The organism is Flavobacterium ammoniigenes (assembly GCF_020886055.1).
GTDB classification, from domain to species: domain Bacteria; phylum Bacteroidota; class Bacteroidia; order Flavobacteriales; family Flavobacteriaceae; genus Flavobacterium; species Flavobacterium ammoniigenes.
The window spans coordinates 86210-102927 of record NZ_AP025184.1 but is presented as its reverse complement, the minus strand read 5'-3'; the positions used below and the strand labels follow the sequence as shown (position 1 = coordinate 102927).

At 35.1% G+C, this 16718-nt stretch carries 13 protein-coding genes; 8 read left to right on the top strand and 5 right to left on the bottom strand.

Features of this window, described 5'->3' with window-relative positions; genetic code table 11:
* Positions 1-2: 2 nt before the first annotated feature.
* The 3 genes from LPC21_RS00465 to miaB form a co-directional block, all read right to left on the bottom strand.
* A complete protein-coding gene (locus LPC21_RS00465; RefSeq protein WP_229317357.1) occupies positions 3-1262 on the bottom strand; it encodes a sigma-54 interaction domain-containing protein in 1260 nt (419 codons plus the stop codon).
* A gap of 84 nt (positions 1263-1346) precedes the next feature.
* A complete protein-coding gene (locus LPC21_RS00460; protein ID WP_229317355.1) occupies positions 1347-1853 on the bottom strand; it encodes a YcxB family protein in 507 nt (168 codons plus the stop codon).
* A 50-nt stretch (positions 1854-1903) separates the two neighbouring features.
* Entirely contained in the window at positions 1904-3349 is a 1446-nt protein-coding gene (miaB, locus tag LPC21_RS00455; RefSeq protein ID WP_229317353.1) for a tRNA (N6-isopentenyl adenosine(37)-C2)-methylthiotransferase MiaB, read from the bottom strand.
* Positions 3350-3634: 285 nt separating this feature from the next.
* Here miaB and topA point away from each other — a divergent pair, with 285 nt between their 5' ends.
* From topA to LPC21_RS00420, 7 genes are all read left to right on the top strand, one after another.
* A complete protein-coding gene (gene topA, locus LPC21_RS00450; RefSeq protein ID WP_229317351.1) occupies positions 3635-6151 on the top strand; it encodes a type I DNA topoisomerase in 2517 nt (838 codons plus the stop codon).
* Positions 6152-6154: 3 nt separating this feature from the next.
* Positions 6155-7306, top strand: a complete 1152-nt coding sequence (locus LPC21_RS00445; protein WP_229317349.1) for a formimidoylglutamase — start codon at positions 6155-6157, stop codon at positions 7304-7306.
* A gap of 109 nt (positions 7307-7415) precedes the next feature.
* The gene (porK, locus tag LPC21_RS00440; protein ID WP_229317347.1) at positions 7416-8831 is read left to right on the top strand and encodes a T9SS ring complex lipoprotein PorK/GldK; all 1416 of its coding nucleotides are present in this window, start codon (positions 7416-7418) and stop codon (positions 8829-8831) included.
* 32 nt (positions 8832-8863) lie between these two features.
* On the top strand, positions 8864-9499 hold the full coding sequence (porL, locus tag LPC21_RS00435; RefSeq protein ID WP_229317346.1) for a type IX secretion system motor protein PorL/GldL: 636 nt from the start codon (positions 8864-8866) through the stop codon (positions 9497-9499).
* 50 nt (positions 9500-9549) lie between these two features.
* Positions 9550-11088, top strand: coding sequence for a type IX secretion system motor protein PorM/GldM (porM, locus tag LPC21_RS00430; RefSeq protein WP_229317344.1), 1539 nt, complete (start codon positions 9550-9552; stop codon positions 11086-11088).
* 36 nt (positions 11089-11124) lie between these two features.
* Complete coding sequence (porN, locus tag LPC21_RS00425; RefSeq protein ID WP_229318594.1) at positions 11125-12015, top strand: type IX secretion system ring subunit PorN/GldN; 891 nt, start codon at positions 11125-11127, stop codon at positions 12013-12015.
* Between the two features lie 95 nt (positions 12016-12110).
* Positions 12111-13160, top strand: coding sequence for an NAD(P)/FAD-dependent oxidoreductase (locus LPC21_RS00420; protein WP_229317342.1), 1050 nt, complete (start codon positions 12111-12113; stop codon positions 13158-13160).
* A gap of 5 nt (positions 13161-13165) precedes the next feature.
* Here the strand turns inward: LPC21_RS00420 and LPC21_RS00415 are convergent, their stop codons facing one another.
* Positions 13166-13549, bottom strand: a complete 384-nt coding sequence (locus tag LPC21_RS00415; RefSeq protein WP_229317341.1) for a DUF983 domain-containing protein — start codon at positions 13547-13549, stop codon at positions 13166-13168.
* 64 nt (positions 13550-13613) lie between these two features.
* Here LPC21_RS00415 and LPC21_RS00410 point away from each other — a divergent pair, with 64 nt between their 5' ends.
* Positions 13614-15524, top strand: a complete 1911-nt coding sequence (locus LPC21_RS00410; RefSeq protein ID WP_229317340.1) for an ABC-F family ATP-binding cassette domain-containing protein — start codon at positions 13614-13616, stop codon at positions 15522-15524.
* A 4-nt stretch (positions 15525-15528) separates the two neighbouring features.
* Here the strand turns inward: LPC21_RS00410 and LPC21_RS00405 are convergent, their stop codons facing one another.
* Positions 15529-16680, bottom strand: a complete 1152-nt coding sequence (locus tag LPC21_RS00405) for a peptidogalycan biosysnthesis protein (RefSeq protein ID WP_229317339.1) — start codon at positions 16678-16680, stop codon at positions 15529-15531.
* Between the last annotated feature and the right edge of the window lie 38 nt (positions 16681-16718).

The window sequence follows — 16718 nt, the reverse complement described above, 5'->3', positions numbered from 1 at the left end:
TATTAAAGGTCGAATTGTTTTATTTTTCGATATAAAGTTCGCTCTGAAATTCCCAATTCATCTGCTGCGGCTTTTCTTTTTCCTTTGTTTTTTTCCAAAGAACGTTTGATCATTTCAATTTCCTTTTGCTCTAATTTTAGGATTTCCTCTTCGGCTTCAATCGTTTCTGCAAAAAGGTAGTTGTCTTCTTCATCATCATATTCTTCCTCCTCTTTAGGCGCTTTCAAAATGGCTGCTCTAGGAGTTTCTTCAAAATGAATTTCATTTTCATTTTCTTGAGAGCCGTAGATCTTTTTGATTAAACTTTGATTGGTTTCTTGCACTTTGGAACTACCATTTTTGATCAATTCCAAAGTCAATTTTTTTAAATCATGCAAATCACTTTTCATATCGAAAAGGACCTTATATAAAATTTCTCTTTCGGTATTGAAATCGCTATCACTTTTTTTGTCGCTAATGATCGAAGGGAGATTTGTTCCTTCCGAAGGCAAATAAGATTGCAGTGTGAGTGCAGAAATCTCTCGGTTGGTTTCTAAAACCGATAGTTGTTCGGCTACATTTCGTAACTGACGGATGTTTCCACTCCAACGAAATTTTTGTAACAATTGAATCGCATTTTCATCTAATTTCAATACCGGCATTTTGTATTTGTGAGCAAAATCAGCTGCAAATTTTCGAAACAATAAATGGATATCGTCTTTGCGCTCTCGCAATGGCGGCAAGCCTATATCAACCGTACTCAAACGGTAATACAAATCTTCTCTAAACTTTCCTTTTTCAATGGCGTTGAATAAATTCACATTGGTAGCAGCCACAATTCGGACATTGGTTTTTTGAACTTGTGACGAACCTACTTTAATAAATTCGCCGTTTTCCAAAACACGCAACAAACGCACTTGAGTGGTTAAAGGCAATTCGCCTACTTCATCTAAGAAAATAGTTCCGCCATTAGCAACTTCAAAATAGCCTTCACGGGTACTGGTAGCACCTGTAAAAGCCCCTTTTTCGTGACCAAAAAGTTCACTATCAATAGTTCCTTCGGGAATTGCTCCGCAGTTGACAGCAATATATTTTCCGTGTTTTCGATGCGAAAGAGAATGGATTATCTTTGGAATACTTTCTTTTCCAACCCCACTTTCACCAATTACTAATACCGAAATATCGGTAGGAGCCACCTGAATAGCTTTTTCTATGGCACGATTTAATTTTGGGTCATTTCCAATAATTTCAAATCGTTGTTTTATTGATTGAACTGTTTCCATTTTATTAGTTTAAAAGTTTAAAGTTTATGGTTTAAAAGTTACTAAGCAATCGCAATATTTTCGCGATGGAAGAATCTCTAGACATTATTTTAAACTCTTTTTAATATTTAATGAATCAAATAATTCTTTTAATTCATTGTATTGATTGTCGTTTAGGTCAGCTTTTCGGATGACCTTTGCGCACTTTTTATCTATATATATCAAAAACCACTCTTTCTTTTCTAAAATTTTAAAAATGTCTTTCCAGAAGTACTTCATGTTAAAGCTGTCTCCAACATCTTCAAGATATTCAGTATTAAATTTTATAAAAATATTTTCTTTCAATTTTACATTTGATAATCTAGTTTTGGTAAGTTTATAAACTGAAAGTAAAATAATTAAAGGTAATAAAATGAAAACTACATCAGGGAAATATAACAATTCTATAATTTTTTTTGAACCTTGAGATATATAAAATAAATCAAAGCATAAAAAAAACAAAATTGTTGGTAACATAATGTAATAATAAGGCTTGTTTAAAGCTAAAAATAGATTAGCTTTAAAATAATCTTTAAAAACAAAATTCGGTTTTATTATAATCTCTTTATCCATAATTCTATAACTTTTAATCACTTAAACCTTAAACAATTTTAAACTTTTTTCTAATTCATTTCGCTTAAACCAACGGCTTCTCCTTTTAGGGTTCCGCTAGTGCAAGAAGTGATTTTGACATTGACAAAATCACCTATTTTATAATTTTCTTTTGGAAAAACTACCGTGATGCTTTGTGAATTACGTCCTGAAAACTCTTCTTTTGATTTTTTAGATACTTTTTCAACTAAAACTTCCACGGTTTGTCCAATAAATTCTTCTGATCGGAACCAAGCGTGTTGCTGCTGTAAGTCGACTATTTCTTGTAAGCGTCTCGCTTTGGTTTCTTCAGTAACATCATCTTCCATTTTGCGTCCGGCTAATGTGCCTGGGCGTTCGGAATAGGAATACATATAACCAAAATTGTATTTGACATAGTCCATCAAACTCAAGGTGTCTTGATGATCTTCTTCAGTCTCAGTTGGAAACCCTGCAATCATATCCTGAGAAATAGAACAATTGGGTATGATGGTTCTGATTTTGTCAATTAATGTCATGTATTCTTCACGACTGTGCAAACGATTCATTTCCTTCAGAATTCGATTGCTTCCAGATTGAACAGGCAAGTGAATGTGTTTGCAAATGTTTGGGTATTTAGCAATCACATGAAGTACTTCTTCGTGCATGTCTTGCGGGTTAGATGTCGAAAATCGGATGCGCATTTTAGGAAATGCAATTGCAACTGTTTCTAATAATTGGTCAAAACCAATTGCGGTCGCTTTTTGCATTTCGCTAGCATTCTCAAAATCTTTTTTCAATCCGCCACCGTACCATAAATAACTATCTACATTTTGTCCTAACAAGGTAATTTCTTTGAATCCTTTGTCCCACAAATCCTGAATTTCTTTTAAGATACTTTGGGGTTCGCGGCTGCGTTCACGACCTCGTGTAAAAGGCACTACGCAAAATGTACACATATTATCGCATCCACGGGTTATGGAAACCAAAGCGGTAATCCCATTACTCATCAATCGAACGGGAGCAATGTCTCCGTAGGTTTCTTCTTTAGAAAGGATCACATTTATGGCATCACGTCCTTCTTCGACTTCAGCAAGTAAATTGGGTAAATCTTTATAGGCATCGGGACCCACAACTAGGTCTACTATTTTTTCTTCTTCCAAAAATTGACTTTTCAATCGCTCAGCCATACAGCCTAACACACCCACTTTCATTTTGGGATTGATGCGTTTTACGGCATTGTATTTTTCTAAACGCTTGCGAATTGTTTGCTCGGCTTTGTCACGAATAGAACAGGTGTTCACTAATACTAAGTCGGCTTCTTCTAAGTTTTGGGTCGTATTAAATCCATTATCGGATAGAATAGAAGCCACGATTTCACTATCAGAGAAATTCATCGCACAACCATAACTTTCTATAAAGAGTTTTTTGGTGTTTTCTTTTTTATGTTCTAAAACGAGACTTTCGCCTTGTTTGCTTTCTTCAATTACTTTTTCCATTTTTCATTTTCAATAGTGCAAAGATAAGTCAAATTAAAGAAATATGACAAGATGGCAGTCGAACTTTTAACAGTATTTTATAGTGAACCAAAAAAATGAAAACACATCCTTTAAATAAATTTACTCTTTATAAAAGGAGGAAACCTAGGATTTCTAGTTTATTTAGAATTAGCAGAAATTAGAATCGTTGAAAATCGTTTTTCATCGTTAAAATTGACTTTTAAAATTTAAAAATCTTAAAATTTAAAAAAATCCCATACTTTTGCGGTCACAAACAAACGGGATATGGCAAAGAATTTAGTTATAGTGGAATCACCTGCAAAGGCTAAGACAATCGAAAAATTTTTAGGAAGTGACTTTCAAGTTGAATCAAGTTATGGCCATATTGCCGACTTGCCTTCCAAAGAAATTGGAGTAGATGTTGAAAATGGTTTCAAACCTAAATATGAAGTTTCTGCCGACAAAAAAGCGCTGGTTAGTAAACTAAAAACCTTATCCAAAAATGCCGAAATGGTTTGGTTGGCTTCCGATGAGGACCGTGAGGGAGAAGCCATTTCTTGGCACTTATCCGAAGAATTAAAATTAGACAAAAAGAAAACAAAACGTATAGTTTTTCACGAAATTACAAAAACAGCTATTCTTAAAGCGATTGACAATCCTCGCGAAATTGACTATAATTTAGTCAATGCGCAACAAGCACGTCGAGTTTTAGACCGTTTAGTAGGGTATGAATTGTCGCCAGTTTTATGGAGAAAAGTAAAAGGCGGACTTTCAGCAGGTCGTGTACAATCGGTTTCGGTTCGTTTGATTGTAGAACGCGAACGCGAGATTCAAAACTTCAAACCCGTAGCTAGTTATTCTGTAACCGCTGAGTTTACTAACGAAGCTGGAAAAACAGTAAAGGCGAAATTGCCTAAAAATTTCAATACTAAAAAAGAAGCGGAAGATTTCTTGAATAAGAATATTGGTTCCACCTATAAAGTAGGAGAGTTAGAAACAAAACCTACTAAAAAATCACCTACTGGACCTTTTACCACTTCTACTTTACAACAAGAAGCAGCACGTAAATTGTATTTCCCTGTTGGAATTACTATGCAATTAGCGCAACGTTTATATGAAGCAGGGTTAATTACTTACATGAGAACCGATAGTGTGAACTTGTCGAAAGAGGCCATGGAGGCAGCTCAGGCAGAGATTATTAAATCGTACGGAAAAGAATTTTCCAAACCACGCACATTTACAAACAAAAGCAAAGGCGCTCAAGAGGCTCACGAAGCAATTCGTCCAACCGATATGTCGCGTCATACGGTGAACATTGATAGAGATCAAGCCCGTTTGTATGATTTGATTTGGAAACGAACTTTGGCTTCGCAAATGAGTGATGCTGAATTGGAACGTACCAATGTGAAAATTGAAGCAGACAATCACAGTGAAGTATTCACCGCTTCTGGCGAAGTATTACTTTTTGAAGGGTTCTTAAAAGTGTATTTGGAAGGAAATGATGAGGATGATGAAGAACAAGAAGGAATGTTGCCAGCGTTGAAAGTAAACGAACGTTTAGACAATAATTTCATTACGGCTACCGAAAGATATTCTAGACCTGCGGCGAGATACACCGAAGCATCTTTGGTGAAAAAATTAGAAGAATTGGGAATTGGTCGTCCTTCTACTTATGCACCAACGATTTCTACCATTATCAACAGAAATTATGTTGAAAAAGGAAACCTTGACGGTCAAGAAAGAAAATACACGCAACTGATTTTGCAATCAGGTAAACTAGCTGAGAAAGTGTTAAAAGAAAACACCGGATCAGATAAAGGTAAATTAGTTCCTACAGATATTGGAACCATCGTTACCGATTTCTTGGTTAAAAATTTCGGAGCTATTTTAGATTATAATTTTACGGCAAAAGTAGAGCAAGATTTTGACGAAATTGCCGAAGGAAATATTGAATGGGCTAAGATGATGCAGGAATTCTACGATAAATTTCACCCCAATGTGAAAGATGTAGAGGCTAATGCTGATAGAGAAAGTGGCGAGAGAATATTAGGTACGGATCCAGCAACTGGGAAACCGGTTTCTGTTCGTTTAGGAAAATTTGGACCGATGGCACAAATTGGCGATGCTGAAGATGAAGACAAGAAATTTGCCAGTTTAAAAATCGATCAGAATATTGGAAATATTAGTTTAGAAGATGCTTTGAATTTGTTTTTATTGCCTAAAAATTTAGGGCTGTACAAAGGAGAAGAAGTTGAGGTGAGTAATGGACGTTACGGACCATACGTTCGTCACGGAGCGGCTTTTATTTCGTTGCCAAAAGGCGAAGATCCTCTAGATGTTTCTATGGAAAGAGCCCAAGAATTAATTGACGAAAAAGCTCAGGCTGATGCGCCAATTGCTATCTATAAAGGATTGGGCGTACAAAAAGGAGTGGGTCGTTTTGGTGCTTTTATCAAATGGGATGGCCTTTTTATTAATGTTAGTAAGAAATACAATTTTGACAACTTATCTCAAGAAGATATTGAAGAATTGATTGAAGATAAATTGCAAAAAAATATTGATAAAGTAATTCATAATTGGTCTGAAGAAGGAATTATTGTAGAAAAAGCCCGTTGGGGTCGCTCGGTAATTACAAAAGGTAAAATCAAAATTGAATTGAGCAAAGACGTGGATGCAAGCAAATTGACTTTGGAAGCAGTACAAGAACTGATTGCGAAGAAAACCCCGGCCAAAAAAGCACCCGCTAAAAAAGCTACTGCAAAAAAGACTACTACAAAAAAGACTACTGCAAAAAAGAAATAATACATGGAATTTGATTTTCTTTCACCACTAGATTCTGAAATCATTGATTATATCAATGGCTTGTCTTCTCAACAATTGGGAAGCAAAATAGTATTGCATACTTCGGAAGCTTTTCCTGACCTAAGCAAAGTAACTATTGGAATCATTGGTGTTCTTGAAAATCGCGGCAATAGTAATGGAAATCAAGAAATTGACCTAATCGCTGTCCGAAAAGAATTGTACGGTTTGTATCCTGGAAACTGGGATGCTTCGATTGCTGACTTTGGTAATATATTGTCCGGAAATTCTAAAGAAGACACCTATTTTGCTTTAAAGAAAGTGGCTTCTAGTTTGATCAAAAACAACATTATTCCTATTGTAATTGGAGGATCTCAGGATTTGACCTACTCACTTTATAGAGCCTATGACGATTTAGAACAAATGGTCAATTTAGTTGCAATTGATAGTCAATTCGATTTTGGAAAAGAAAGCGATGTGGTATCGGCTTCGTCTTATTTGACAAAAATAGTGATTGAAGAACCGAACAACTTATTCAACTACTGCAACATTGGTTACCAAACCTATTACAATTCGCAAGAAGAAATTGATTTGGTAGAAAAATTGTTTTTTGATGCCTATCGTTTGGGGGAAGTTTCGAATCACATTGCAATAGCTGAGCCAGTTTTTCGCGATGCTGATGTAGTGAGTTTTGATATGCATGCCGTGAAATCATCAGATTCAGGAAATTTCACTCCTTTTGTGCCTAATGGGTTTAATGGAAAAGAAATTTGTGCTCTTTCTAGATATGCAGGAATTAGTGATAAAGTGACCTCATTTGGAATTTTTAATCACAACGACACCGAGCAAGAATCGGTATTGATGGCTCAAATTATTTGGTATTTCATCGAAGGCTATCATTACCGTTCCAATGAATATCCTTTTGGAAGTCGAGAGAATTATTTAAAATACATAGTGCCTTCAGAAGAGGAAGAATTGATTTTTTACAAGAGTGATAAAACAGATCGCTGGTGGATAGAAATCCCGTTTATTACCAATGGTAATAATAAATTAAAAAGAAACACGTTATTACCCTGTTCGCATGAAGAATATCTAGCAGCTTGTGATCAAGAATTGCCAGAACGATGGTGGAAGGCACAACGAAAAAATAGTATTTAAAAACATTGATTTTGTAGTAAAAAGCTTTCTAAATAAAAAAATTGCTTTTTAAAAAAATAATAAATAGGTTTACACATTGAAAAATAAAGAAAATATAACGCAAATTTATATGAAGAAATTCATTGCATTTACAGCAATTTTGACCCTGTTAATTAGTTGCGGAAAATCTGGAGACAAAGGAGAATTAGTAGGGATAAAAGGAGCAAAGTGGCACCCTGAAAAACCATTCGGAATGTCTTTAGTATCAGGAGGTTCGTTTATTATGGGTAAGTCAGATCAAGACCTTGCCGGTGTTGAAGATGCACCTACCAAAACCGTTACAGTTCCTTCTTTTTATATGGATGAAACAGAGATTACCAATAGTGAATACCGTCAGTTTGTAGAATGGGTAAAAGATTCTACAATTAAAGTTCGTCTAGCGATTATGGCTGAAGGAAGTCCTAATTCAGCAGATGCAAAAGGTAAAAATATTACGATTTCAAGTTTTGCATACAACGATTTTGATGAAAAAAATGTCAAAAATTCCAAAAGCAATACGGTTTACGAAAAATACATGTGGGATAACTATTATAGTATTGGTACCAAAGAGGACCCTAATGCCTACAGGAAACTAAATAGAAAAGCAAAGTTGATTAAAGACACTAAGAAATATCCAGATGAAGCTTACACAGAAGTAATGGATTCTATGTATTTACCTTTAGAAGCATCCTATAATGGTTTGAGGTCTATTGATGTGGATAAATTAAAATTCCGTTACACTTGGTTGGATATTCAAGCTATGGCTAAATCTAAAGGTGGCAAAAGACAAGATTTTATAAGAACTGAACAAATCAAAGTCTATCCTGACACTGCCGTTTGGATAAAAGATTTTAATTATTCGTATAATGAGCCTATGCACAACGACTACTTTTGGCACAAAGCCTATGGAGATTATCCCGTAGTAGGAGTTAAACAGTCTCAAGCGGTGGCATTTTGCGAATGGAGAACCTTATATAAAAATTCCTATGTAAAGTCCAAAAAGAAAGGGAGAGACTTAGTGAATAGGTTTAGATTGCCTTCGGAAGCAGAATGGGAATATGCAGCAAGAGGCGGATTACAATCGGCAACTTATCCTTGGGGAGGTCCCTATACTAAAAATGATAGAGGTTGTTTTTTGGCTAACTTTAAGCCAAGTAGAGGAGATTATGCAGCAGATAATGCTTTATATACAGTAGAAGCAAAATCATATGATCCTAATGGCTATAACTTATATAATATGGCAGGAAATGTATCTGAATGGACTTCTACAGCCTATGATTCAGGATCTTATGAGTATGTATCTACAATGAGTCCAAACATTCAAGATTCAAAAAATAAGCGAAAAGTAGTTCGAGGAGGATCTTGGAAAGATGTTGCCTATATGTTGCAAGTGTCTACAAGAGATTACGAGTATGCAGATTCAGCTAGAAGTTATATTGGATTTAGAACCGTTCAAGATTATATGGGTACTAAAAAAATTTCCACCAAAAAAACAGTAAAAAAATAAATAATTTAAATCATTTTTAAGAAAAAATAATTATGGCATTAATTAACAAAAAAGTAATGAATTTCGCTTACGGTATGGGAGCGGCAGTAGTAATTGTAGGAGCTTTATTCAAAATCCAACACTGGACTGGAGCAAGTGAATTATTAGTTATTGGACTTTTAACTGAGGCCTTTATTTTTGGTTTGTCTGCTTTTGATAAGCCAGATGAAGATTTAGATTGGACCCTTGTTTATCCAGAATTAGCTGGAGGAGAAGCTAAACAAAAATCTAAAAAGACTGCAGATGCATCTGATGCGGACGGATTACTTTCTCAAAAATTAGATACAATGTTGAAAGAAGCTAAAATTGATGGGGAGTTGATGGCGAGCTTAGGAAATAGTATCAAAAATTTTGAATCAGCAGCAAAAGGTATTGCACCTACAGTTGATTCTTTGGCTTCTACTAAAAAATATAGTGAAGAATTGACTAAAGCAGCGGCCCAAATGGAGTCGTTGAATAATTTGTATAAATTACAATTAGAAAGTGCATCTGTAAACGCTGAGGCAAACAAAGATATTGCTGAAAATGCAGCTATGTTAAAACAACAAATGCAATCGATGACTGCTAATATTACTTCATTGAATGCAGTGTATGGCGGAATGCTTTCGGCAATGAGTAACAAAGGATAAATAATTAGTTTTAAACTAAATCACTTTACTAACTAATTATTTAAAATACAATGGCAGGAGGAAAATTAAGTCCTAGACAGAAGATGGTTAACCTGATGTATCTGGTTTTCATCGCAATGTTAGCTTTAAATATGTCCAAAGAAGTCTTATCGGCATTTGGATTAATGAACGAAAAATTTGATGCTGCAAATTTGAGTGCAGAATCAATGAATGCAAGTATGTTGCAGGCATTAGATAAAAAAGCAGGAGAAGATGCCCACTTTATCCAAGCGGCAGCTGATGCAAAAAAAGTAGCTGAAATTTCTAAAGAATTTTACGAATTTATAGGTACACTGAAATCTGACGCAACTGAAGGAGTTGAATTAGATGAAGAAACGGGTAAATTGCCATATGAGGCAATGGATAAAGGTCCAGTAATTGACGAAGGTTGGTTTGAAGGTGATGGATATTCGGCAAAAGGAAAAGATATCGTAAATCATTTTTCTAAATATGTGTCAGATATGAAAGCAGCTGTTGGAAACAATAGTAAGCTGAAAGGGGTTATTGAAGAAATTAGTTCAAAGTTCAGTACTGCTGATGTAAAGGATGGTGAAGGAGTTACTAAAATGTACTTGGACTACCATTTCAAAGGGTTCCCAGCTATTGCTTCTTTGACAAAATTAACTTCATTTCAAAATGATGTAAAAAAAGCGGAGGCCGATATCTACAGTATTTTATTAGGAAAGGCTGCTGTTGAAGCATCTTCTATGAAAAACTTTACCGCTTTGGTAGTTTTGGATAAAAATGCCTATTACCAAGGAGAGAAAGTTACTGGTAAAGTTGTGTTAGGTAAATACGATGCCAATACAAAACCAACATCTTTCCAAGGTCCAGGTAAATTAGAAAATGGTCAGGCTAAAATTTCACTTACAGCGGGAGGTGTTGGCGAACAAAAGATCAATGGTAAATTTACTTTTGTTCAAGATGGCGAAACCATACCTTTGGCTTTTGAAGGTAAATATGTAGTAGTTCCTCGTCCTAATTCAGCAACAATCTCTGCTGATAAAATGAATGTGGTATACAGAGGTGTTTCGAATCCAATGTCTATTTCCTTTGCAGGTGTGTCTGCTGATAAAGTTTCTGCTAGTGGTCCAGGTTTACGTTCTGTTGGCGCTGGTAAATATGTAATGAATCCAGGAGCAGGAAATGAAGCAGTAATTAGTGTTACTGGAACTTTACCTGATGGTTCTAAAGTTACCGATCAAAAGAAATTTAGAATTAAAGGAATTCCAGGTCCTGTAGGAACTATTAGAGGAGAAATGGGTGTAGTTAAAGGGCCTAAATCGAGTTTAGAAATTTCAACTGTAGGGGCTAAACTAGTTGATTTCGATTTCGAAGTTGGATTAGATGTAGTTGGATTTAATTTTAAAGTTACTGGGCAACCTACTGTTGTGGTTCCGGGAAATAAATTGAATGCACAATGCAAAGCTGTTTTAGCTAAAGCAGGAAGAGGGGATCAAGTTACCATTTCTGAAATCAAAACCAAATTAGTTGGAGCAGGTAGTTATATGTTACCAAGAACAGCACCGGTAATTTATGAAATACAATAAATAAGTTAGGTTTATTATCTAATAAATTAAAACATGATGAACGTTAAAAGTTTTTTAATTGCTATTTTTTCTATCAGTTGTGGTATAGCTTCTTATGGACAAGCTAATTTGCTTAACGCAAAATCGCCAAAACAAATTGGAGTTAAATCTACCGCTCAGTTGAATTCTGAAAATGATAAACCTATAGCGTATGGGTATGTTCATGATAGAGACATATTGATGAGTAGAACAACTTGGGAAATTATTGACTTGGGAGAAAAAATTAATTTTCCGTTATATTTCCCAATTGATACCGCTAACGTAGGCCCAGAAAGACGTTCTTTATATGATGTTTTGATTAAAGGGATAAAAAAAGGTAAAATTACTGAAGTATATACTGATAGTTATTTCAATACTAAAAAATCCTATAAAGATATTACAGCCTCATTATCTCGAATTGATACTACTGATGCAGGTAGAGAACAATTGAATGCAGGGTCTAAAATTTCTCCAGAGTACATTGTAAAACAAGATTTGACTTCTCAAGATGTAACACAATATAAAATTAAAGGCTTGTGGTATTTTGACAAACGTCAAAGTGAATTAAAATATCGTTTATTAGGCATTTGTCCTGTAACACCGGATGTTTATACTATGAATAGTGAAGATCCTGATTTTATTGAATTGTTCTGGGTATTCTTCCCTGACGCTAGAGAAACGTTATATAGCGCGAAAGCATTTAATGAAAAAAATACCTCTATGCCCATTTCATTCGATCAAATATTAAATTCACGCCGTTTTAATAGTGTGATTTATAAGGAAGAAAATGTGTATGGCGACAGAGATATTAAAGATTACATGAAGGATAATGCACAGAACCAACTATTAGAATCGGATCGAATCAAAGATAAGATTCGTAGTTTTGAACAAGACATGTGGAATTATTAATTCATTTGATTTATATAATAAAAGAAAAAACTCTTACTCAACGGTAGGAGTTTTTTCTTTTTAAATACTTTCTTTGTACTATTCAAAATTGCAGTATGATTGATTATTTAATTGTGGGTTGTGGATTGGCAGGAATTTCTTTTGCCGAACAAGCCTTGCAGCACAACAAAACGATTCTAGTTCTAGATAACGATTCGCAAAGCTCTTCAAAAATAGCTGGTGGTTTGTACAATCCAGTTATTTTAAAGCGATTTAGTGAGGTTTGGGAAGCGCAATCACAATTGGTTACTATGAATGCTTTTTATGCGCAATTAAAGCCTAGAATCGTACAGCAATTTGATTATAAAATGCCAATTCTTAGAAAGTTCTTTTCTGTAGAAGAACAGAACAATTGGTTTGCCGCTTCTGACAAACCCAACTTAAGTCCATTTTTGTCTACCGAATTACATTTCAAAGAATACAAAGGTATTTCAGCTCCTTTTGGATACGGAGAAGTACTGCATTCGGGTTATGTCGATACGGCTTCTTTGTTGTCAGCTTACCGAGATTATTTGACTAACAACAGCTGGTTTCGCCAAGAAGCATTCGATTATTTAGAGGTTGTTGTTGAGGGAGATTTTGTACAGTATAAAGGAATACAAGCTAAGCATATCATTTTTGCAGAAGGTTTCGGTTTGCATGCCAATCCGTATTTTAATCATTTGCCATTAGACGGTACCAAAGGGGAGTTGTTTATTATTAAAGCTCCTGACTTGGATTTGGACGTAATTGTGAACACCAGCGTCTTTATTTTGCCTTTAGGCAATGATTTATTCAAAGTAGGAGCAACTTATAATTGGAAAGATAAAACCGATTTGCCTACTGAAGAGGGTAAAACGGAGTTAGTAGAACGAATTCAAGAAATAATTGGTTGCGATTTTGAAATTGTACAACACTTTGCCGGTGTGCGACCAACCGTTCGAGACCGAAGACCTTTGGTGGGAACTCATCCTGAACTGCATAGAATTCACGTTTTGAATGGTCTCGGAACCAGAGGAGTAATGCTTGGACCTGCCATGGCTAAAGCATTATACAATGCTATTGAAAACCAAATTCCGTTGGTTAAGGAAATTGATATTCAGCGATTTGCCAATAAAAAGAAGTAATTGATTTATTCTTTAGAAGCGTCTGGATCGTAGGAAATAAACATATTGATATAAATATTCCTTGCCCAACGCACCACAAATGGAAAGGCCAATATTACCATTCCAATAATGGCTATAAAACTTTGTACCAAGTCCAAACTTAAAAATACGTTGGCGATAATAAATGCTGCTACACCCACCGCAACATTTAATCCATAACTCACATACATAGCACCATAAAAGAAAGAAGGTTCAATTTGATATTTTAAACCGCAATGGCTGCAATTTTCATTCATTTTGAGCACTTTTCCAAGATGTAGTGGATTTTTATCCACATACATGCTTTCATTTTGACATTTAGGACAACTTCCTGTTAAAATACTATTTAGTTTGGATCCTTTTTTTAACATTTGCAAAAATTTTTAACAAAGGTACATTAATTTAAAAGTACCATTGTAACATTAGTCACAAACTATGCTTAATATCCACAATTTGTCCGTTTCATTCGGAGGTTCTTATTTATTTGAAGAAGTTACTTTTCGCCTTGGCGCCGGAGACCGAGTAGGTCTTGTAGGTAAAAATGGGGCTGGTAAATCGACCATGCTTAAAATCTTAGCGCGCGATTTTGCTCCAGATTCAGGAAGTATCGCTCAAGAGAAAGAAATCAAGATGGGTTTTCTTCGTCAAGACATCGATTTTGAACAAGGAAGAACGGTTTTGGAAGAGGCTTATGAAGCGTTTACTGAAATTAAAATTGTCGAAAAAAAGTTGGAAGAAATCAATCACCAATTGGTTACAAGAACCGACTATGAAAGTGAAGAATATTCCCAAATTATTAATGATTTATCCGATTACACCCACCGATTTGAATTGTTAGGCGGCTACAATTATGTTGGCGATACCGAAAAAATTCTGTTAGGATTGGGTTTTAAAAGAGAGGTATTCAATAATCAAACGGAGACGTTTTCTGGAGGTTGGAGAATGCGTATTGAGTTGGCTAAATTATTATTGCAATCCAATGATATTTTGTTGCTAGATGAGCCCACGAATCACTTGGATATTGAGAGTATTATTTGGTTAGAAGGATTTTTACGTAATTTTCCGGGGGTGGTGGTGATTGTTTCGCACGATAAAATGTTTTTGGACAATGTTACTAATAGAACGATTGAAATTTCTCTTGGTAAGGCTTACGATTTCAACAAACCTTATTCGCAATATTTAGAATTGCGTCATGAAATTCGCGAAAAGCAATTGGCAACTCAAAAAAATCAAGCTAAGAAAATTGAAGAAACCGAAAAATTGATTGAGAAGTTTCGTGCCAAAGCGTCCAAAGCTTCGATGGCACAATCCTTAATCAAAAAATTAGATAAAGTAGAGCGAATTGAAGTCGACGAAGACGACAATTCGGTGATGAATATTTCGTTTCCGGTATCTAAAGAACCAGGTAGAGTAGTAGTAGAGGCAGAAAATGTGACTAAAAGCTACGGCGATAAAACAATTTTAAAAGACATTAATTTATTGGTTGAACGCGGAAGTAAAATTGCTTTTGTGGGTCAAAACGGACAAGGAAAGTCGACTTTTATCAAGGCGATTGTAAACGAATTTGAATACGAAGGCACCATTAAATTAGGTCATAATGTACAGTTGGGATATTTTGCTCAAAACCAAGCGGAATATTTGGATGGCGAAATTACCTTGTTGCAAACTATGGAAGATGCGGCTATGGATACGAATCGTTCTAAAGTGCGTGATATGTTGGGTTCTTTCTTGTTTCGTGGCGATGATGTTGAGAAGAAGGTAAAAGTGCTTTCTGGAGGCGAAAGAAACCGTTTGGCCTTGTGTAAATTGTTGTTGCAACCCATCAATGTGTTGTTGATGGATGAGCCGACGAATCACTTGGATATCAAGTCGAAAAATGTACTGAAAGCGGCTTTGCAAAAATTTGGAGGAACATTGTTATTAGTTTCTCACGACAGGGATTTCTTGCAAGGCATGTCCAATATTGTGTACGAATTCAAAGACCAAAAAATCAAAGAATATTTAGGGGATATTAACTTCTTCTTGGAACAGCGCAATTTAGAAAACATGCGTGAAGTCGAGAAAAAAGACATTGCCAAAAAAGAAGCACCAAAAGAAAACAAAAAAGTATCCTACGAAGATCAGAAAAAAGGGAAGTCGTTACAAAATAAGTTAAGTAAGATTGAAAGTCAAATCCAACAATTGGAAAAAGACATCCAACACGATGATAAAATGCTAGCGTCAAATTTCGACAAACATATTGAAGACGCTTCATTCTTTACTGCTTATAATAAAAAGAAAGCCGACTTGGACCAATTGCTTTTGGACTGGGAAATTGTTCAGGAAGAGATAGATAATTTGGATTAGAAAATTAATCCTGAAACGGATGACGCTCGGTCCAAACGGTTTGGGGTTCTAAATAGTGAAAAAAGAAATTCAGACGACTATTGATAAAGGTATTGTCATGACGCATCATGCCGAACATTTTTAAAGGTGTTGCGCCTACAGAACTTTTTATTTCAAGGGCAGTTCGAGCAAATATAATGGTTTCGAATTGTTCTTTGATGGCATAGCCAATCATGTCGTATAACATATTCAAATACAACATCTTTTCTCTTTGAATGCTGTCATCATACCCTAAAAAGTAGGTATCTAAATCGCTTCCGTTTTTAATTAAGGTATTGAAACCTATTAATTTTCCATTTTCAAAATAGCCATAGAATAAAAAATTCTCTTGCAGTTGAGCTTTAAAAACAGCAAAGTGGTTTTTGGGCAAAAAGAACGTATTGAAAGGGGCACTTTTGGCTACATGTAAATACAAATCATAAATTACTTCTTCTTGCGTTATAATTTCCTCTAAAGACAATTGTTTTTTAACTAGTCCGCTTGCCTTTTTTCGGGCGCGTTTGTATTGATCTCGGTATTTTTTGGACAAGGCAGCCACATAATCTTCTTCGGTTTTCCAATTGTCTCTGACTTTAAAAATCATATTGGGTTGGGTCGAAAAACGTAAATAAGGATTGAATTCAGGTATTTCAAATCGGCTTAATTCCGGTTCGCAAAAATCCTTTAATCCACACATATGGACTTTTTTGCCTTGCTTCTTGAAAATTTCTTTTAGCGCTAAAACAGATTTTTTTAGTGTTTTTAATACCTCAGTTGGATGGGCATTTTCAGAAAATACAAATGCATTTTGACCTGTCAAAGTATTGTTTCCAATCAATAAGATATGGGAACAGAAATTTTTGAATACTATATTCCGTATAAATGATTTGATACATTTATCTCGATTACCAAAAGATTCTAGCAGGTTTAAATCTAAAAATTGAGAAACTGCTATACCCACTAAAGTCTCATTTTCAAATAGTCCAATAAAATGGCAACTCATATTAGCAGGTGCCGATTTTTCTAAAATCGAAAGGTACTCTTTGGATAAAAAAATCGTGGAAACGGCCAATTCGTTCCAATTTTCAGGAAGTTGAGAAGCCGAGGAATAGATTTGGTACGAATAAGTAGTGTTCAAATTGAAACTGGATATTTTTCAAAAATACTAATTAAGAA

What these genes read in the sequence shown, in the direction of transcription:
- LPC21_RS00465 (WP_229317357.1), bottom strand. Translation starts at nt 1,262, where the DNA reads ATGGAAACAGTTCAATCAATAAAACAACGATTTGAAATTATTGGAAAT.
- LPC21_RS00460 (WP_229317355.1), bottom strand. Translation starts at nt 1,853, where the DNA reads ATGGATAAAGAGATTATAATAAAACCGAATTTTGTTTTTAAAGATTAT.
- miaB (WP_229317353.1), bottom strand. Translation starts at nt 3,349, where the DNA reads ATGGAAAAAGTAATTGAAGAAAGCAAACAAGGCGAAAGTCTCGTTTTA.
- topA (WP_229317351.1), top strand. Translation starts at nt 3,635, where the DNA reads ATGGCAAAGAATTTAGTTATAGTGGAATCACCTGCAAAGGCTAAGACA.
- LPC21_RS00445 (WP_229317349.1), top strand. Translation starts at nt 6,155, where the DNA reads ATGGAATTTGATTTTCTTTCACCACTAGATTCTGAAATCATTGATTAT.
- porK (WP_229317347.1), top strand. Translation starts at nt 7,416, where the DNA reads ATGAAGAAATTCATTGCATTTACAGCAATTTTGACCCTGTTAATTAGT.
- porL (WP_229317346.1), top strand. Translation starts at nt 8,864, where the DNA reads ATGGCATTAATTAACAAAAAAGTAATGAATTTCGCTTACGGTATGGGA.
- porM (WP_229317344.1), top strand. Translation starts at nt 9,550, where the DNA reads ATGGCAGGAGGAAAATTAAGTCCTAGACAGAAGATGGTTAACCTGATG.
- porN (WP_229318594.1), top strand. Translation starts at nt 11,125, where the DNA reads ATGAACGTTAAAAGTTTTTTAATTGCTATTTTTTCTATCAGTTGTGGT.
- LPC21_RS00420 (WP_229317342.1), top strand. Translation starts at nt 12,111, where the DNA reads ATGATTGATTATTTAATTGTGGGTTGTGGATTGGCAGGAATTTCTTTT.
- LPC21_RS00415 (WP_229317341.1), bottom strand. Translation starts at nt 13,549, where the DNA reads ATGTTAAAAAAAGGATCCAAACTAAATAGTATTTTAACAGGAAGTTGT.
- LPC21_RS00410 (WP_229317340.1), top strand. Translation starts at nt 13,614, where the DNA reads ATGCTTAATATCCACAATTTGTCCGTTTCATTCGGAGGTTCTTATTTA.